This window comes from Pseudoalteromonas sp. SR41-4 (assembly GCF_014163985.1).
Taxonomy (GTDB): Bacteria; Pseudomonadota; Gammaproteobacteria; order Enterobacterales; family Alteromonadaceae; genus Pseudoalteromonas; species Pseudoalteromonas rhizosphaerae.
Window position 1 is genome coordinate 90,468 of the sequence record NZ_JACJEI010000010.1, and the last position, 19,919, is coordinate 110,386.

At 40.7% G+C, this 19,919-nt stretch carries 15 protein-coding genes; 10 read left to right on the forward strand and 5 right to left on the reverse strand.

Annotation, left to right across the window (positions count from 1 at the left end):
- Nucleotides 1-637 precede the first annotated feature (637 nt).
- Nucleotides 638-1,300: a response regulator transcription factor gene (locus H5180_RS10370; protein WP_145235355.1), complete on the forward strand. Its 663-nt coding sequence runs from the start codon at nucleotides 638-640 to the stop codon at nucleotides 1,298-1,300.
- Here the strand turns inward: H5180_RS10370 and H5180_RS10375 are convergent.
- Complete coding sequence (locus tag H5180_RS10375) at nucleotides 1,297-4,836, reverse strand: PAS-domain containing protein (protein ID WP_182758182.1); 3,540 nt, start codon at nucleotides 4,834-4,836, stop codon at nucleotides 1,297-1,299. The two genes, H5180_RS10370 and H5180_RS10375, sit on opposite strands and share 4 nt — an antisense overlap.
- 181 nt (nucleotides 4,837-5,017) lie before the next feature.
- Here H5180_RS10375 and H5180_RS10380 point away from each other — a divergent pair, with 181 nt between their 5' ends.
- From H5180_RS10380 to H5180_RS10420, 9 genes are all read left to right on the forward strand, one after another.
- Nucleotides 5,018-6,058: a DcaP family trimeric outer membrane transporter gene (locus H5180_RS10380; protein WP_145235348.1), complete on the forward strand. Its 1,041-nt coding sequence runs from the start codon at nucleotides 5,018-5,020 to the stop codon at nucleotides 6,056-6,058.
- A 140-nt stretch (nucleotides 6,059-6,198) separates the two neighbouring features.
- Nucleotides 6,199-7,005 carry an ABC transporter ATP-binding protein gene (locus H5180_RS10385; protein WP_182717177.1) on the forward strand — a complete coding sequence of 269 codons (807 nt, stop codon included), beginning with the start codon at nucleotides 6,199-6,201 and terminating at the stop codon, nucleotides 7,003-7,005.
- Complete coding sequence (locus tag H5180_RS10390; protein WP_145235344.1) at nucleotides 7,005-8,966, forward strand: long-chain fatty acid--CoA ligase; 1,962 nt, start codon at nucleotides 7,005-7,007, stop codon at nucleotides 8,964-8,966. The genes H5180_RS10385 and H5180_RS10390 overlap by 1 nt, the downstream gene beginning before the upstream one ends.
- Nucleotides 8,963-9,856 carry a branched-chain amino acid ABC transporter permease gene (locus H5180_RS10395; protein ID WP_145235342.1) on the forward strand — a complete coding sequence of 298 codons (894 nt, stop codon included), beginning with the start codon at nucleotides 8,963-8,965 and terminating at the stop codon, nucleotides 9,854-9,856. The genes H5180_RS10390 and H5180_RS10395 overlap by 4 nt, the downstream gene beginning before the upstream one ends.
- A 68-nt stretch (nucleotides 9,857-9,924) precedes the next feature.
- Complete coding sequence (locus H5180_RS10400; RefSeq protein WP_145235340.1) at nucleotides 9,925-10,998, forward strand: branched-chain amino acid ABC transporter permease; 1,074 nt, start codon at nucleotides 9,925-9,927, stop codon at nucleotides 10,996-10,998.
- A gap of 95 nt (nucleotides 10,999-11,093) precedes the next feature.
- Complete coding sequence (locus H5180_RS10405; protein ID WP_145235338.1) at nucleotides 11,094-12,344, forward strand: ABC transporter substrate-binding protein; 1,251 nt, start codon at nucleotides 11,094-11,096, stop codon at nucleotides 12,342-12,344.
- An 82-nt stretch (nucleotides 12,345-12,426) separates the two neighbouring features.
- Nucleotides 12,427-13,248, forward strand: a complete 822-nt coding sequence (locus H5180_RS10410; protein WP_145235336.1) for an ABC transporter ATP-binding protein — start codon at nucleotides 12,427-12,429, stop codon at nucleotides 13,246-13,248.
- A 45-nt stretch (nucleotides 13,249-13,293) separates the two neighbouring features.
- Nucleotides 13,294-14,541 carry a phenylacetate--CoA ligase family protein gene (locus tag H5180_RS10415; RefSeq protein ID WP_145235333.1) on the forward strand — a complete coding sequence of 416 codons (1,248 nt, stop codon included), beginning with the start codon at nucleotides 13,294-13,296 and terminating at the stop codon, nucleotides 14,539-14,541.
- 23 nt (nucleotides 14,542-14,564) lie between these two features.
- The gene (locus H5180_RS10420) at nucleotides 14,565-15,056 is read left to right on the forward strand and encodes a PaaI family thioesterase (protein ID WP_182758183.1); all 492 of its coding nucleotides are present in this window, start codon (nucleotides 14,565-14,567) and stop codon (nucleotides 15,054-15,056) included.
- A 48-nt stretch (nucleotides 15,057-15,104) separates the two neighbouring features.
- Here the strand turns inward: H5180_RS10420 and H5180_RS10425 are convergent, their stop codons facing one another.
- From H5180_RS10425 to H5180_RS10440, 4 genes are all read right to left on the reverse strand, one after another.
- A complete protein-coding gene (locus H5180_RS10425) occupies nucleotides 15,105-15,365 on the reverse strand; it encodes a hypothetical protein (RefSeq protein WP_145235329.1) in 261 nt (86 codons plus the stop codon).
- 202 nt (nucleotides 15,366-15,567) lie between these two features.
- The gene (locus H5180_RS10430) at nucleotides 15,568-16,191 is read right to left on the reverse strand and encodes a 3'-5' exonuclease (protein ID WP_145235327.1); all 624 of its coding nucleotides are present in this window, start codon (nucleotides 16,189-16,191) and stop codon (nucleotides 15,568-15,570) included.
- Between the two features lie 35 nt (nucleotides 16,192-16,226).
- A complete protein-coding gene (locus H5180_RS10435) occupies nucleotides 16,227-18,065 on the reverse strand; it encodes a DUF294 nucleotidyltransferase-like domain-containing protein (RefSeq protein WP_182731516.1) in 1,839 nt (612 codons plus the stop codon).
- Between the two features lie 119 nt (nucleotides 18,066-18,184).
- Nucleotides 18,185-19,909 (reverse strand): sodium:solute symporter family protein, encoded by a 1,725-nt coding sequence (locus H5180_RS10440; protein ID WP_145235323.1) that lies wholly within the window; start codon nucleotides 19,907-19,909, stop codon nucleotides 18,185-18,187.
- Nucleotides 19,910-19,919 lie beyond the last annotated feature (10 nt).

Below are 19,919 nucleotides of genomic sequence, written 5' to 3' on the forward strand. Positions count from 1 at the left end.
AATCCACTCTAGTTGCTTGCAGATAAAGGCAACCTGCCTTTTAGATGCGCGTATTGTAATCGACCTTTGTCTTGATTATAAGAGGGAAAGTTAAATAAATGTTTTAAGCCTGCTTTTGATGCTGCAATTTTGGTAATCGACCTTTGTCTTGATTATAAGAGGGAAAGTTAAATAAATGTTATAAGCCTGCTTTTGATGCTGCAATTTTGGTAATCGACCTTTGTCTTGATTATAAGAGGGAAAGTTAAATAAATGTGTTAAGCCCGCTTTTGATGCTGCAATTTTGGTAATCGACCTTTGTCTTGATTATAAGAGGGAAAGTTAAATAAATGTGTTAAGCCCGCTTTTGATGCTGCAATTTTGGTAATCGACCTTTAATCTGAATATAAAAGGCAAGATTAAATAAATGTTTACTCCCTCTCCTTTCTTCCTGATATCTACTCATAACATAGAATAAAACAGCGCTTATAGGTTCATTTTCACGAGTGAATTTTAGTCAATTTATGCTATTTAGGTTTATTATTATTGAATTATTTTATAATAGCGTTACTTTATTCAAGACAACGAACACTATTCAATCAAAAAACAATTGATGAAACTAAAAGATCATTAATCTAAACATTAGGTTAGAAATAAAATGACAACACACACAAAAATCTTAATTGCAGATGATCACCCGCTGTTTCGACAAGCACTATTACTTATGCTGGAATCAAGCTTTAATAATGCTTGCCTACTTGAAGCCGAAACAATTCCCGAATTAGAGCACAAATTAGCAAACACCACAGATGTTGATCTGATCTTACTCGATCTTGATATTCCGGGTGCACAGGGTTTTAATACGCTGAGTAATATACGTGAGCTGTATCCTGAAATAGGGGTGATTGTAGTATCAGGTTTTGAAGAGCCTGATACCATACGCAAAGCGATGAGCCTGGGTGCAGCAGGCTTTATACCTAAATCAACTCCCGTCCCTGAGATGATAAAAGCAATAGAAGATGTGCTACAAGGCAAACTATGGACACCCACCGATGATCACAATAAAAATACGCCAGAGCAACAGCAAGCAGAAAAGTTAGCAACATTAACGCCCCAACAGCATAAAATATTACACATGTTTGCCGATGGTTTGTTAAATAAACAAATCGCCTACGAACTTAGCTTGTCTGAATCTACAATCAAAAGCCATGCCAGCACAATATACTTAAAACTTGGGGTAAAAAGTCGAACTCAAGCCGTGATTTTATTAAACGAGCAGCAACTGGCACAAGCATCACTTTCACCTTTTCATCGCCATTAACTATTATAATTTTTTTCTAGCTGTTTAGTTAATAAAGCACTCATCAACGCCCGTAATGCGACGGGCTTGATGATTTTCCGCAAATAGCCAATATCGGCTTGCTTTGCCTGTACTTGCACTAACTCATCAGTTGTTGCGGTGATTAAAATCGCAGGTAATGGATACTGGCTGATTGCTCGAATACGCTTGATTAATTCAATGCCATTACAGCCATCAAGATGCTCCGAGTGAGGCTTTTGCTCCTGTCGCTCAGAGTAGTCTACTGTTACAATATGCAAAGGGTTAGCGGGGAACATTGGTTCAGCACTAAGTTGATAATCAACTAAGAGAATATCAATTTCATCTTCATGTGTTTTATAAAGTGCAGACGCCTCGGCTGCGGTTGTCGCGGTAAATACACGACATTTCCAGGCTGTTAAAAGCTCGGTCATACCTGCAATAACATCTTTTTCGTTATCAATACATAGCACCCCAACTCCTTGCAAAGTCATATTCTTAGGGGCAAGTGTCGGCTTTGTTTGCTGTACACGGTTTACAATCGGTACTTCAACGCTAAACAAGCAGCCATGCTCAGGCTCTGATACCAAGCCAACCTTATGCTCAAGAATATTAGCCAGGCTTTGTGCAATATTTAAACCCAACCCCAAGCCTTTAGGGCCAATCAATTGCGTCGATAATTGTGTAAATTGTTCAAATACTTCTTGCTGCTTATCTTCGGGGATGCCAGGTCCGTTATCAATCACTTGAATACTTAAGTAATTGCCCTTACGACGACAACCCAGCAATACTTTACCTTTATTTGCATAGCGAAATGCATTACTTAAAAAGTTTTGCACAATCCGCGTTAGCAAAGTTAGATCTGTGCGGATAAATAATTGACTTGAGTGACAGCGAAAATCAATTTGATAATCTTTACTCAAGGCAGAAAACTCCGAATGCAACATACTAAATACCCGCTCCAGTGCAATGTCATTGAAAACAGGGATGATATTGCCACTTTCAATCCGCGCAATTTCATTTAAATCAAGTAATAGGTTATTTGCTATCTCTAACGAATTATCAATTTTCTTAATTTGCTCACGCTCTTGTATTGACACTCTAGGGCTCAAACATACCGCAGAAGAAAACAACCGAGCAGCCGACAATGGTTGCAAAAGATCATGACTACAGGCTCTTAAATATTGACTCTTTTTCAAATGAGCCTGCTCTGCTTTTAACCTTGCATCAGCGAGTTCTCGATTGGCTTTTTCAAGCTCTAAGTTTGCTAGTTCTAATTCTGTCGTGCGCGCAAGAACACGACTTTCAAGATCGGTGTTTTCTTCTTTTAAATAATTTTCTGCTCGGCGAAACTCCGTAATATCTGAGAAAATCATCACAAATCCTCCACCAGGTATTGGGTTCCCTTCAATTAACAGCACCTTACCATTGGCTAACTTTCGCTCTGATTTATGCTTACTACCGGCTTTTAAGTACTCAAGACGTTTATTAACCTGCCCCTCAATATTATGTATATAGCGATTTTGATTGCTAAGGTTGAAGCGGATCAACTGGCTAATTGGGCAACCAATATAGATTAAATTTTTAGGGTAATTAAAAATATCTAGATACTGCTTATTCCATGCTACTAAATTCAAATTAGCATCTATCACAGAGATCCCTTCACTGGTATTTTCAATCGCTCCTTGCAATACTGAACGACTAAATTCAAGTTGTTGAGTAGAGTTATCCTCAACAATTTTAGCAACTTGATCAAATGCGATATCACGCCCAGCCAAAGCAAAAGAAATCACCAATTTGGCTGATGCCGAGCCCATTACACTCGCTAATGTCTGCTCTGCATGCAGTAATAAAGCCTCATTATAGGTTTTATGCTTTTTAATTTTATGTGATTGATTAAATTCAGCAAAGCACTCGGCTGCTTTGTCTTGACCAATAAAGCGAGCAATTAACAGCTCGAGTTCCTGACGATCTATTTTTGGTTGTTTAGGCAGATGTGAATCTTGTTTATTATCGGTTTCATAGAAATATTTACTCTGCATTTCTTCGCGAATATTTTGCCGAGTAAGCTGTGAAACAATAAACAGCACAATAAGGTTAATAGCCAAGCCAAACAAGGTAGCCACCGTTGTAGCAGGCCAATTTGTATTGCTTAACGGGTGTGCATAAAACCCAAGCTGTGGTAATAAATTAAACAGTGCCCAAATAGAGAAACCACAAAACATGCCCCAAAAAACGCCCTTTTGAGTCGCTCTTCGCCAAAAAAAAGCAGCAACCAATGCAGGCCCTATTTGCGCAATCGCGCCAAACGCAACCTCACCAAGTGATGCCAGCGTATCAGGTGGAGAAACTAATAACATACAATAACTAAGCGCAATAACTACAACGACTAAGATTTTACGGATCAATAATAATCGGGATTGAAAGTGTAAAAAGTCATGGTGCTTACGAGGCGCTAATTTAAAAATTAACGGAAAAACAATTTCGTTACTGAGCATAGTACTCAATGCAATGGTCGATACAATCACCATTGAACTTGCCGCAGAAACCGCCCCTAAAAACGCAAATAACGACAGCCACTGTTGGCCGTTGTAGGCGGGCAAAAATAAAACATAAGCATCAGGGTCTAAAGACTGGCCATAATTTAATGTGCCAGCAAGGCCTATGGGACCTGCAAAAAAAGCGAATACCAAAATATAAAGAGGTAATAACCAGCGCGCTAAATTACTGGTTTTTTGTTCTTTAATCTCAACAAACATAACTTGAAATTGCCTTGGTAAACATAAAAAAGCCGACATAACGATGATCAATAAACCCACCATACCTACTAGGTTATAGCTTTCAAACTGCTGCGATAAGGACACGTAATCTTGTGACTTTTGCCAAATATCAGCGGGGGAATCATAAATAACAAATGATACAAATAAGCCAACAAGTAAAAAAGCGATCAGTTTAACTAACGATTCAAAGGCAATCGCTATCATGACGCCGGGATGACGCTCTGTTACATCGATAGTTCGAATGCCAAAGATAATGGTGAATCCAGCTAAAATCAGGCTAACGATTAAACCTAATTGCCAAATCGGAAAATCTTGGCTTTGCTGTAAAATTTTATAAGAGTAAACAATCGCTTTAAGCTGCAAAGCAATATAAGGCAAGGTGCCAATCATGGCCACTAACGTTACCAACAAGGCTAAGCTTTGTGATTTACCAAACCGAGCCGAAAGTAAATCAGCAATGGAAGTACTTTTGAGTTTGAGGCAGGTTTTTATGATCCGCTGAATAAAAGGCCAAGCAAATATAAATAATAAAATAGGGGCTAAATAAACCGAAATATAAGAAAAAGAGCTATTTGCCGCCTGCGCTGAAGTACCTAGAAACCCCCAAGACGTACAGTAAACCCCTAATGATAAGGCATAAATAATAGCATGCTGTTTGGCAACTAGCTTATGTCGATACTTGCCCCCAAGGTGGGCAATTAGAAATAACAAACTAATGTAACCAATACTTACACTAACCAACAACCAATTAGAAAACATCGCGCTCTTCTTTGTATCAAATTGTATTTATTATTATTTTCAATGCTTACTTTGCCCGTAAAACACAGCATATAACATTGGACTAAAGGACTAAGCGCAAGGTACTAGCCCTTATTTACAATTGTTGATTTTTTCGACTCACCTAGTATGAATCACACATAATAACAAAGGAATTTGGTCGATGTTCAACACACAATATAAAAAATTACTGCTTACATCTGCTTTTCTTACTGCCAGTACATCCGCACTGGCAGGCTACGAGATCAACATAACTGAAAACGATAAATTAACCTTCGGTGGCTACATTAAAATTGATGCACGATACGTTGACGGTGACATTGCCTATCGTGATTACTGGATTGGTGATGGCATTGCTTTAGAAGAAGACGCATCCCAGTTTCGTATCTTTGCTAACGAAACCCGTTTCAATACTAAATACCAACACGGCGAGATAACAGGCTTCATCGAAATGGATTTTTGGGGCGGCGGCGGTAATGAAATTGTCTCTAACTCAGCTAACCCGCGCATCCGACATGCTTTTATAAACTACAAAGATCTCACTGTTGGCCAAACTTGGTCAACCTTTATGAATACTAGCGCAATTCCTGAAACTGCCGATTTTGCTGGCGCAACAACAGGTCTAGTATTTATTCGTCAAGGACAAGTACGTTATAACATGGGCAACTTCCAAGTATCCATTGAAAATCCTGAGAGCTGGGGGGGCGATACCGCAAACGATAATATTCCTGATTTAATCGCACGCTATAACATCAAAGGTGATTGGGGCAATGTCTCTATTTCTGGCTTAGCACGGCAATTACATACCTTATCAGGTAACACTGAAAGCGCCTTTGGCGCATCTGTTGCGGCACGAATTAAAACAACAGGAAAAGATGACTTACGCCTACAAATTCATAAAGGTGATTTAGGCCGCTATGTAGGGGCTGCGGCTGTTAAAGATCTCTATGGTGAAGAAGTTGAAGATATTACCTCTGTATTAGTTGCCTATCGTCATTTTTGGAATGATTCACTGCGTTCAAGCGTGCTGTACGGCAAAGTTGATGGTGATGTATCCAATCGTGAGCGTACGCAATGGGGTATAAACCTCTTTCAAAACTTAACTAAAGAACTCGAAGTGGGTATTGAAGTCGGTAACTTTTCAATTGATGAGTTAGATAAAGATTCAAATTACCTACAAGCCACAATGAGATACATCCTCTAGCTGACAGAACACTTTCTAATGTTTGTTGTGTGTAATAACGACCCCAACCGTTAATACATTTTAAAGAGGGTTCACCCCCTCTTATTTTTCAACGCATTCGTTATTCATTTTTATTCTCAGTTAAATTTAGGAGTATGAGTATGACAACATCGATACTCAATATAGAGCAAATATCGCTAGCCTTTGGTGGTGTTAAAGCCTTAACAGATGTTAGTTTTTCGGTGACTAAAGGCTCTGTATTTTCAATTATTGGCCCAAATGGGGCTGGTAAAACATCAATGCTCAATTGCATTTCTGGCCGCTATCAACCTAACAGTGGAAAAATCACCTTTGCAGATCAAGATGTTACCCACTTAAAACCCAATGACCGCGCAGACTTAGGTATGGGCCGTACTTTTCAAAACTTAGCCTTATTTGGCCATATGTCAGTGCTCGATAATATTATGGTTGGTCGCCATCACTTATTAAAAAACAATTGGTTAACAGGGCCGTTATATTGGGCTTCTGGGGCGCAAAAAGAAGAACTCGCTCACCGAAGAAAAGTAGAAGAAGTGATCGACTTCCTTGAGATCTCTCATATCAGAAAATCCATCGCTGGCACCTTGTCTTACGGGCTTCGTAAACGCGTTGAATTAGCTCGTGCAATGGCTCTAAACCCAAAACTGATTTTACTTGACGAACCAATGGCTGGAATGAATCTGGAAGAAAAAGAAGACATGGCCAGATACATCCTCGATTTAAATGAAGAATTCGGTATTACGGTCGTTATGATTGAACATGATATGGGAGTTGTAATGGATATTTCTCATGAAGTTATGGTGCTGGATTTTGGTAAAAAATTAATTTCTGGTTTACCACACGAAGTCATGGCTGACCCCTATGTTAAACGTGCCTACCTTGGTCTTGAAGACGACGCAGAGCCAGCCACCTTAGAGGAGGTAAGTTAATGACTAGCCAAATCAATCAAGATTTTGAGATGGGTGAACTGAATACCTTCCCCAAAATTCTACAACACAATGCCACGCATTGGCCTGATATGGTGGCGATGCGAGAAAAAGAGTTTGGTATTTGGAACGAGTTCAGCTGGGCCGAATATAACAATAAAGTAAAGTGGTTGTCGCTCGCGTTGAGTAACAAAGGCGTGAATACAGATGATACCATTGCCTTACTTGGTGATAACCGCCCAGAATGGATATGGGGCGAAATTGCTGCTCACGCTTTACGTTGCCATTCATTAGGTATTTATCAAGATTCAATGCATGACGAAGTAATCTATTTACTCGCTAGCAGTGGCGCAACCGTTGTGATTGCTGAAAACGAAGAGCAATGCGATAAATTACTTGATTTAGGTGATGGCATAGAGCAAGTAAAATTCATTGTTTATTGCGACCCAAGAGGTATGCGCAAATACAACGACTCGCGACTTATAGATATCAATACCCTATACACACTGGGCCAAGAACTCGAACAAGCATACCCTGATCGTTATCAAGCCATGATAGATGCCTCAGCCCCTGACGACATTGCTATTTACTGCACCACTTCAGGTACCACATCAAAACCCAAAATTGCCCTACTCAATGGTGGCAATTTTATTAAGCACTGTAGTTCATATTTACGTGCTGACCCGCGTCAAGCTGGCGACAACTATGTATCTGTATTGCCCTTACCTTGGATCATGGAGCAAGTCTATGCAATTGGCCAAGCACTGATCGCCCGTCAAATTGTAAATTTTGTTGAAGAACAAGAAACACTCATGGCTGACCTACGAGAAATTGGCCCCAGCTTTGTACTATTAGCACCACGGGTATGGGAAGGCATTTTAGCTGACGTACAAACCCGTATGATGGATTCAACACCTTTTAAAAGAAAGCTATTTAATTTTGCCATGAAGCTGGCTGAGCAAAGCCAAGTAACAGGCAAAAAATCATGGCTAGCTGAAATTCTACTGCTAAAAGCACTTCGTGATCGACTCGGTTTTTCATTCTTAAAATCGGCTGCCACCGGCGGAGCTGCGATGGGGCCTGACACCTTTAAGTTTTTCCAAACCATTGGTGTGCCTTTACGCCAACTCTACGGCCAAACAGAAATGTGCGGAGCTTACACCATCCATCATGAAGCCGATGTTGACTACGACAGTGTTGGCGTCGCGTTTGATAATGCACAAATTAAAGTCATTAATCCCGATAAAGCCGGTATTGGCGAAGTTATTGCTAAAACAGTCGGAATGTTTAGTGGCTACCTTAATAATCAACAAGCCTATGATGAAGACGTGATTGACGGCTGGATGCAAACAGGTGATGCCGGTTACTTTAAACCGTCTGGCCATTTAGTGGTGATTGATCGGATCAAAGATCTCGCTTGCACCAGCGACGGCGCACAATATTCTCCTCAATATATAGAAAACAAACTTAAGTTTTCTTCATTTATTGGCGAAGCCGTTATTTTAGGTAAAGCAAAGCCTTATCTATCAGCCATCATTTGTATTCGTTTTAGTATTGTTGCGAAATGGGCTGAGCAACAAGGGCTGTCGTTTACCAACTACACCAACTTATCAACCCTGCCTGAAGTGTACGAAAAAATTGGCGAAGAAATAATGCGCGTCAATGAGTCACTTCCTGAATCACAAAAAATCCATAAATTTTTATTACTTTACAAAGAACTTGATGCCGATGATGGCGAATTAACACGAACCCGTAAAGTTCGCCGTAGTGTTATTGCGGATAAATATGGCGACATTATTTCATCCATTTATGACAACAAGGAAAATGTTGATATTGATACCATGGTGGTATTTCAAGATGGTACTAAAACCCGTATTCAAACCCAGCTTAAAGTCACTTCGCTGATCGAAACAGCCTGCACGGCTGCTGATAACACTATCAACATAACACGGAGAGTCTCATGAATTTTGAATTGCTAATTCAACTAATCGTCAATGGTTTAATTGTCGGCTTACTCTATGGCGTCGTTGGGATGTGCTTTGTATTAGTGTACAAATCAACGCAAATTGTAAACTTTGCCCAAGGTGAGTTTTTATTAGTGGGTGCCTGGGTATGCTGGGCAGTACTGATTTATTTAGAGCTGCCTTTTGTAGTGGGCTTTTTACTGACAATGGCCTTTATGGCAATCTTTGGTGTGCTGCTGCAAATGATTGTTTTACGCCCGATGATAGGTGAACCTATTATCTCAGTGATCATGATCACCATTGGCTTATCAATCTTTTTTCAAGCCTTGATGAAATGGATTTTTGGTGTTTCAGCGCAAAGTTACCCGCAAGTATTTACCACTAATAGCATCCAAATATTTGGCTTGAACATTGAAGCCGCTTACTTAATGAGCACCGTAATCGCCTTAATAATTATGGTTGCCTTCTATCTATTCTTTAAACATTCAAAATACGGTTTAGCAATGCGAGCCACAGCCTTTGATCAACAGATTGCACAAAGCTTAGGTATTTCGGTAAAACAAGTTTTTGCTATGAGCTGGGGTATTGCTGCTACGGTTTCAGCCACAGCTGGAATTGTTATTGGCATGGTAAACGGGGTTTCAAATTCACTGTCATTAATTGGCATCAAAGTTTTCCCTGCAGTTATTCTTGGCGGTTTAGATTCTATCATCGGCGCTATTGTCGGTGGTTTGATCATTGGTGTATTAGAGAATGTCGCTGAGTTTTTCGACAGCCAATATCTCCATGTTGGCAATATGTATGACATCGCACCATTTTACGTGTTGCTCGTCATCCTTTGGTTCAAACCATACGGTTTGTTCGGCACAAAAGATATTGAACGTATTTAAACAAGCCGATTTAGGTGCATCAATAGCGCCTAACAAGTGCAGATAAAGGTAAATTTTAGGAGTTTATTATGTCGAGTTTAACCATGAGACCCTGCGGCGATTTCCGCACCAGTTATAAACAAGATAATACAATTTTTGAAACAACAACCATCAAAAATGTGGCAATTTTCGCAATTGCCCTATTATGTGCAGCGCCATACTTAGTCGATGCATATTACCTAACCCTATTTATTCAAATTTCATATTTAGGGATAGCCGCACTAGGGCTCAATATTTTGGTCGGTTACACCGGACAAATTTCATTAGGTCATGGCGCATTTTTTGGCTTTGGTGCTTTTGCATCAGCATGGCTCAATATCTCCTTTGGTATTCCTGTATTGCTGTGTATTCCACTGGCTGGTTTTTTAACAATGGCTGTAGGCATGATGTTTGGTTTACCGGCCTCAAGAATTAAAGGCTTGTACTTAGCTATAGCCACACTGGCTGCGCAGTTTATTTTAGAAGACTTCTTTGCCCGTGCTGACTGGTTTTCTGGTGGTTCTGCCGGCTCATCTGCCGACCCAATTAGTATATTTGGCTTTGTTTTTAATAGCGATGAAAGCTTCTTTTATATCGCCTTAGCAGCCTTAATTATTATGTATATTTGGGGCTGTAATCTGATGCGCAGTCGTGATGGTCGCGCCTTTGTTGCAGTACGTGACCATTATCTATCAGCTGAGATCATGGGCATCAAGCTCAATAAATATCGCTTACTCTCTTTTGGTATATCGTCTTTTTATGCCGGTATTGGCGGTGCCTTATATGCCCATTACTTAGGCTATGTTTCTGCCGAAGGCTTCACCTTATTTATGTCGATTCAATTTTTAGCCATGATCATCATCGGCGGCTTGGGTTCAATTAAAGGCACCTTAATGGGTGTGGTATTTATGGTGTTTTTACCTGAAGTGCTCGAAAGCGGCGTTGGTTTAATGAAGATGACCGACTGGGGCAATATTCCTATGGTGGTTGATGGCCTGGCCTATATCAAAGAAATGGCCATTGGCTTAGTGATTATCTTATTCCTTATTTTTGAGCCGCAAGGCATGGCACACCGCTGGGCACAAATTAAAAACTATTGGAAGTTTTACCCGTTCTCTTACTAATCAATAGACACTAACTTAAGCATATACAACACACATGAGCATCATTAATGCGTAAATAATTGGCAATCTAGCCATAAAAAAAAAAGGAAATAGTTATGCACAATCATAAGGCAAAATTAACGTCTCTATTAATAGTAAGCGCGCTGTGCACCAGTCAACAAACATTCGCTGAAGACTCAGTCTTTGTTGGTCATCTAGCTGATATGAGTGGCCCGACAGCTTTTGTTGGTAAAAATTACGCTGACGGCGTGCGTGATTCCCTAGCTTACATTAACGAAAATGGTGGCATCAATGGCACTAAACTCGAATATGAAACAATTGATTACGCTTACAAAGTGCCGCAAGCGATTGCCGCTTATAAAAAGTGGCATTCGCGTAAAAACATGGTTGCCATGCAAGGCTGGGGCACCGCTGATACCGAAGCACTGATCTCATTTGTAGCCAAAGATAAACTACCAGTATTTTCAGCGTCTTACTCTGGCCACTTAACGGATCCTATGGGTAAAAACCCACATACAAAGAAACCAGCTCCTTATAACTTTTTTTACGGCGCATCCTATTCAGATGCGTGCCGCGGTTTAGTCCAGTGGGCAGCTGAGGACTGGCAAAAAAAGGGGGGCAAAGGCAAACCTAAGTTTACTCATATTGGTGCAAATCACCCCTTCCCTAATGCACCGAAAGAAGCCTGTGCAGAGTACGCCACCGAATTAGGCTTTGATGTACAACCTGCGGTTGTTATTTCGATGAAACCAGGTGATTTTAAAGCGCAATGTTTAAGCTTAAAAAGCTCAGGCTCAAATTACGGATATATAGGCAATCTAGGTGGTTCAGTATTGTCTTTAGTTAAATCATGTAACACCGTTGGTACCGATATTCAGTTTATGTCGAATATATGGGGGGGCGATAAAAAAATATTCCAAGCTGCGGGCGAAGGCATTAAAGATTATGTATTTCCAGCTATGACGCCGTTTTGGACTGATCAAGTACCTGGCATGAAACTCGTTAGGGAGATTTCAAAACAATCAGACCCTTCAGGCCAAGAAGAGCGTGTTCATCATTACATTCGTGGCGTGTGCTCAACATTCTTTATGAAAGAGGCTATGGAATGGGCAAAAGATAACGGCGGAATAACCGGTGAAAATATTAAAAAAGCCATGTATGCCCGTAAAGATTGGGTACCAGCAGGACTTGAAGGCGTATGCCTTGCGGGCAACTGGAGTGAACAAGATCACCGTGGCACTAACCAAGTTTACATTTACAAAGGCAACTATAACGAAGGCAATGTCGTCGTTGAAGAGTTATCACTGGTAACCATTGAGCGCCGTGATGCGTGGTTAGGTTTTTAATAGCTCGTTAAACATAGCAGCGGATGAAGCATCTCGTTATTTTCATCCGCTGATAAATTATTAATTTTTCAAGGAGTTAGCTATGTCACAAGCAGCTATAAAAATACAACCTGCATCACCAATTCTAAGCGTTAACAATATTGAAGTTGTTTACGATGAAGTCATCCAAGTTTTACGTGGTGTTAGTTTAGATGTGCCAGAGGGTGAAATAGTCACCCTACTTGGGCCAAATGGCGCAGGAAAATCAACCACCTTAAAAGCCATTTCTGGCTTATTAAAAACTGAAAATGGCGAAGTCACTAAAGGCGACATTACCTTTATGGGCGAACGAATAGACAATAAAAATGCCGAAGATGTGGTGCGCAGTGGATTGTTTCAGGTTATGGAAGGGCGTCGTATCATCGAAGATATGACCTCTCTAGAAAACTTAAAACTCGGCGCCTTTACCCGCAAAGACGCACAAATAAATCAAGACATTGAAATGGTGTACCACTATTTCCCTCGCTTAAAAGAACGCACAGGCTTAGCTGGGTATTTATCAGGTGGCGAACAACAAATGCTGGCAATTGGCCGTGCATTAATGGCACGTCCAAAGATGATTTGCCTCGATGAGCCATCGATGGGGTTATCGCCATTATTGGTTAAAGAAGTGTTCGGAATCATAAAAAAGATTAACCAAGATCAAGGTATTACTATGCTGTTGGTAGAACAAAATGCCAACTATGCACTGAGAGCGGCTAATTATGGTTACATCATTGAATCAGGGAAAGTTGTATTAGATGGCACACAAGAGCAGCTTTTAAACAACGAAGATGTAAAAGAGTTTTACCTCGGTGGAGGTAACGAAGAACGTAAAAGCTTTAAAGATCTTAAGTCATATAAACGTCGCAAACGCTGGTTGTAATCAACCTATCTATCTCTCTACTTTTTCTATGTTACTGGAGCTATTATGAGCCATTTTTATCATGCCAATGAACATCAACACTCTGAAACCAGAGAACAAAATTTATTGTCCCGTTTAGCTGACTTTATTACCTATGCAAAAAATAACAGCCCCTATTATCAGGCTATATTAGCGAACATTGATGCCACGAATATCACTACTCGCTCACAACTAGCGACTTTGCCGATCACCAGAAAATCTGACCTTTTAGACATACAAAAGCAACAGCCTCCGCTTGGCGGTCTCGCATCTAAAAGTGGCCATATAAATCGAATTTTTCAATCACCGGGGCCTATTTATGACCCTGAAAATTGCCAGCAAGATTGGTGGCGAATGGGCCAAGCCTTTTATGCTGCGGGGTTTAGAGCAGGTGAGTTAGTACAAAATTGTTTGTCATACCATTTGACTCCTGGCGGTTTTATTCTTGATTCAGGGGCGCGTGCGTGTGGCTGTGTGGTTATACCCGCAGGCCCAGGGCAAACAGATCAACAACTTGACGTAATAGAAGATTTACACCCGCAAGGTTATTGTGGCACTCCCTCTTTTTTAAAAATATTACTGGATAAAGCGCAGGCAACTAAACGTGACGTTAGCAGCCTCAAAAAAGCACTGGTGACTGGAGAAGCATTATCTCATGAACTGCGCGAGTTATTTAAACAACAAGGTATCAACACCTTACAGGCTTACGCAAGTGCCGATGTAGGCTTAATTGGCTATGAAACCATTGCTGACGATGGGTTAATTATCGCTGAAGATTTAATTGTCGAAATTGTGCGCCCAGGCAGCCTCACTCCAGTCGCAGATGGTGAGATTGGTGAAGTGGTTATTACAAGTTTCAATACTGATTATCCGTTAATCCGTTTTGCAACCGGTGACTTATCGGCTATCAAGCCAGGGCAAAGTGCGTGTGGTCGGACTAACATGCGCATTCAAGGTTGGTTAGGTAGAGCCGATCAAACCACGAAAATAAAAGGTATGTTTGTTCATCCTCAACAAATAGAGCGAATTAGGCTCAGTGTTAAGGGGATAAAGAAAATGCGCTTAGTGGTCAAGCTACAAGATCATCAAGACAAAATGCAGCTATTGTGTGAATACGATCAAGACCAATCAGAGCTAACTAAACTGGAACTCACCGGATTATTGCTAGATAACTTAAAACAATACACAAAATTAAATGGCAGTGTTGAGTTGGTCGAGCTAGGCAGCTTAGCTGATGATGGCAAAGTGATTGATGATCAACGAGTCATCGGATAACCCAATTAGAACTAGGAGTTTTAATGAACAATATAGCCTTTCAAGATTATTACCCCGATGAGCTCAGCCATTGTTATGGCTGTGGCAAAAACAATGAGCAGGGTCACCAATTAAAAAGTTATTGGTATCAGGATGAGCAAAATCAAGGCAATATCGATAAAACTATCGCCCACTTTACGCCGCAACCTTGCCATACAGCAATCCCTGGCTTTGTTTATGGTGGGCTGCTTGCGTCCCTGATTGACTGCCATGGTACAGGCAGTGCCGCTGCTATAGCTTATCGATATGCAGAGCGAGATATGGGGACTCAACCTGCATTTCGTTTTGTTACAGGGGCTTTAAATGTTAACTTTTTAGCGCCGACTCCAATGGGGGTAGAGCTGCAGCTAATAGGTAGCTTCATTGAAGTAAAACCCAACAAAGTGATTGTCGACATCACGCTATCAGCGAACAACGTGATCTGTGTTAAAGGCAGCGTAATTGCTGTGAAAATGCCAGCGAGCTTTATCAGTTAGCATTCAAAGTTAAGAGCGAACTGCCGTGTTCGCTCTTCAATTCAAAACTTAGCGCTTACCTAGCTTTTTCAGCAGTACACTGACTGATAGCGACAAAGCCATAATCACCACACCATAAATAACTAACATACCTGACGGTGTAGCAAGTTCTATTATTTGCTCGTTTGCGCCCACGCATAAGTTTGTTTTATGATTAATAGCCCCACCACTATCTAAACAGCGGTCAACCAATAAAAACCCATGTAACCACCATACGGCGAACAAGCTCACTAAAACGCCAGCTAAAGATGGCAGTAAATTATTTTTCATAGATAAAAACCAAACGAGAAAGTAAATGTTAGTGCTCTACAATAGCAAATAAAGTACCTAAAAAGATTACGATAAAAGCCTGTTTTTAAGAATAAAAATTAATACTTACGGCGCGATATAGTTAACAATTAAAACAGTTGTTCAGCTAGGATATATATTAATAATAATGAGAACGGTAGAGTGTAATTAATCAGCGTTAGGTTTAAACCAACTCAGCCAACTTTAGTTCATTGCCACGGCTAATTTGATGGCATTGTGCTAACAGTAATTCTGCGGTAGCCATGGCATCGGTAAGTGCATGATGGCAACCATAATGAGGTAGCTCATACCGCGCCCTGCAGGCACTGAGAGTTAAATCGTCTAAGCCTATTTCATGGCCTTGTTGGTGCAGGCGCTTTTTTTCAATCTGAAAAGTATCAATAATCAATAAAGGCTGCACATCAATATTATGTGCTTGAAATGCCTGCTTTAAAAATCCCCAATCTAAAGTAGCATTATGAAACACCAAAATAGCATCCGAAAAATGAGCGCTTAGCTTAGCTAAAATAGCCGCTAAGCTTTTTCCATTAGCGACATCTTGCTGGGCAATTCCATGATAAACAGGACTTTGCTCAAGGCGCAGCACTTCTTTATTTATGGCGTGCTGAGCTTGGCTCAATTTAATGCATTGCTTTTCTATCAACACCCACGCAATCGAGACGATTTCATGCAGTTTTGGATCCAGTCCAGTCAACTCTAAATCAATCACTATATAGCGCTGTACTAGTGCGTTTTGAGCAAGTAATCGCTTACGTGCTAAATAACGACTCAACCAACGTTTAACCACTTAGCTTGTCACCTTATTCATAGCAAAACACATATTTATAAACTTCCACGAGCAAACTTAAATGCCGCAGCTTGTTGTGCGAGCTTGAGTAAATAAAACGCTTCTTTTAATTGATGGCGCTCTAGCGAGTTTAACCTATCTGGATTAATACAGTTACTCGGTAGTCCTTCTTCATTTATTTGTGTACGTAAACGTAATTGAGTTAAAAATCGCCAGCAGTCTTTCAAATTATATACATCGTGATTACTTAACAATGAGTGTTTCAGCAATGCATCTAAGCGCTCTTGGGTGTTTGCTCTGCGGATCCCTGCTTTTAACGCATACAAGCGCACAATGTCATTGATGATAACCACACCACGCTTTTTCAAATCAATGTATCTATGTTGCTTAGCATCTTTTTCTAACTTGAATTGATTAAATAACCCTATCGGCACAGAATTCGATTTAATATCCGTTGCCATTGCGGCGTAAAATAATTCGTTGCGAGAAATTCGGGTTAGTTGCTCACAAAATGCAGTGTAAAGTGCCGTTGAGCCTTCAATAAAACGTAAATCAAAAAATATTTTACAGTTGAGCATTGCTTCAGGTGTCGGGCTTTTGATCCAGTTAAAAAAGCGCTCACACCAATCCGATATACTCATTCTGCATAATTCGCTGCTTGCCATAATATTACCTGGGCAGCGTTTAATACCGCACTCAACCAACTGTTCGCAAACAAACTCCCCCATGCGGCGATAGTAATCTTGATGTTGCTCGCTTAAGTCATCAGGTAGTAATAAGCCGTTATCTTGATCAGAATGTAAGGTTTGCTCTTCACGCGCTTGAGAGCCAAAACAAATAAAACTAAAGCTAGTAGGAGCGGCACCGTTATCTTCTTGGAATAAATATATTAGTCGTGAGGTTAACGCATCAGTTAAGCCACTGAGTAATTTACCTATTAAAGATATATCATCAATATTATGAGAAAAACTACGCAGTAATTCTGGTACTTCTGCCGCATAACGCTTTAAATCGGCGACACTGCGAGCTTTATAAATACGGCCAATCAATTGTACGGGGTCGCTCTTTTGCTGACGTAATAAGTCTGTGCTGGTGATCATACCCAACGCTTTATGGTGTTCATCCAACACTGGTAAATGATGAATGTTATGTTTGAGCATTAAATGCAGAGCTGAAAAAACACGGTTATTTTCAAAAATAAACTTGGGTTTGACACTCATGATAATGCTAACCGCTTGTTTGGGATCGATTTCATCTGCCAATACTCGGTTACGTAAATCGCGATCTGTAACCACACCAACTAAGCGTTCAAATTCTGTCACCATAATCGAAGACACGCCGTGCTCTTTCATTTTTTTAGCTGCTTGACGAATACTTGCATCGGGCGATAATGTGACCGCTTTACGTGACATCAGTTCAGATATTTTACGTTCAGACCAACTATCGTTTTGGCTTTTATAATGTGAAGAAAGCAGCCGATTTGCATGCGCGCGCACAAAATACTGCTCAAACGTTTTATATTCACGGCGCAAGTAGTCGAAAGCATCTTGGTTGAGCATATAAACAATGCCCTCTTTTTGCACTGCTAAATGATTTTGAATTGCTTCTCCGGTTAATAACGAAGGAAAACCAAAATACTCTCCTTGCGCTAACCGTGTGATCACATCACCTTTAGCATCCACTAAGTCATACAAACCAGAACGAATTAAAAACAGTTTAGGTGATTCTGATTGCAGCCATTGTGTTTGGTTTTCACGAGTCAGATAAATAACATCTAGGTGCTTTACAAAATAATCCGTAGCACTGCTATTAAGGTGACTAAAAGGAGTTTGTGCTAGCACAAACTGGGCTACTTCCTGTTGCTCATTATTCATTTGTCTACTCGCAAAAAACAATCGTACAATCACTGTACTGCTATCAACGGTAAATAAAAAGCCCGACTTAAGTCGGGCTTTTGGATCTATCAATATTAATTAATAGAGTATCAGCGTTATTAGTGAGCGTGAGCTTCACTAGAACCTTTAGGATTACGAATGCTTTCAACCATTTCTTGAATTTCAAGCGGTGTATCGGCAGTAAATTTAAGTACGATTGCTGCAACTGAGAAATTGATAATCATACCTACTAAACCAATACCTTCCGGTGAAATACCTAAGAACCAATGCTCAGGGCTATTTAGTTCTGGGCTGATAAACTTGAAGAAGATGATATATGCTGCAGTAAAGGTAATACCTGTAACCATACCTAGAACCGCACCTTCTTTATTCATCTTCTTAGAGAAAATACCCATAATGATCGCCGGGAAGAAACTTGCTGCGGCCAAGCCGAATGCAAATGCCACTACCGACGCCACGAATCCAGGCGGATTAATACCAAAGTAAGCGGAGATAACAATCGCAACCATGGCTGCCAACCTCGCTGCGAGTAACTCTTGTTTATCGCTAATGTCTGGTTTTAAGGTCCGCTTAAGCAAATCATGCGATACCGAAGTCGAAATAACTAATAATAAGCCTGCGGTTGTTGATAATGCAGCAGCAATACCACCGGCGGCCACAAGTGCCACGACCCATGCTGGTAAGTTAGCAATTTCAGGGTTAGCAAGTACCATGATGTCGCGGTCAACGTTAACTTCGTTAGCGCTATTTGGATCACTGATCTTACCTGCTGTGTAGAACATTTTGCCATCACCATTTTTATCATTAAAAGTGATTAAGCCCGTTCTTTCCCAATTTTTTACCCATACTGGTGCTTCAGCGTATTCAGTACCACTTCCGTCTTTACCATTTATGGTATCAATCATGTTTACGCGGGCAAATGCCGCAACGGCTGGCGCGGTTGTGTAAACTATCGCAATGAATACTAAAGTCCATGCTGCTGAAATACGCGTATCTTTAACGCGAGGTACAGTGAAAAAGCGTACAATTACATGCGGAAGACCCGCAGTACCCACCATTAAGGCACCAGTAATAGCAAACACATCAATCATGCTCTTAGAGCCTTCAGTGTATTGTGCAAAACCAAGTTCGGCACTTAAACCGTCCAGTTTATCAAGTACGTATACACCATCGCTGCCAATTAATGTAGCGCCAAAGCCTGTTTGTGGGAAGAAGTGACCCGTCATCATCATAGAGATAAAGATGGCAGGAACAAGGTAAGCAAACACCAATACACAATACTGCGCTACTTGGGTATAAGTAATACCCTTCATACCACCGAGTACCGCATAAAAGAATACGATAACCATACCAATGTAAACGCCAGTTTCAATTTCAACTTCTAAGAAACGTGAGAATACAACCCCTACACCGCGCATTTGCCCTGCAATGTATGTAAAACAAATGAAGATGGCACATAAGATTGCCACTAAACGCGCGGTGCGTGAATAGTAACGGTCGCCGATAAAGTCTGGCACAGTAAACTTGCCGAATTTACGTAAGTAAGGTGCTAAACACATAGCAAGTAGTACATAGCCACCTGTCCACCCCATTAAGTAAACGCCGCCATCATACCCTGCAAAAGAGATGATACCCGCCATTGAAATAAATGACGCTGCACTCATCCAGTCTGCGGCTGTTGCCATACCATTAGCCAGAGGCGGAACCCCACCACCTGCTACATAAAACTCTTTTGTTGAACCAGCTCGGGCCCAAATTGCAATGCCGATATAAAGCGCGAAGCTCAACCCGACAATTATAAACGTGAGTGTTTGAACATCCATTGCTTAGCTC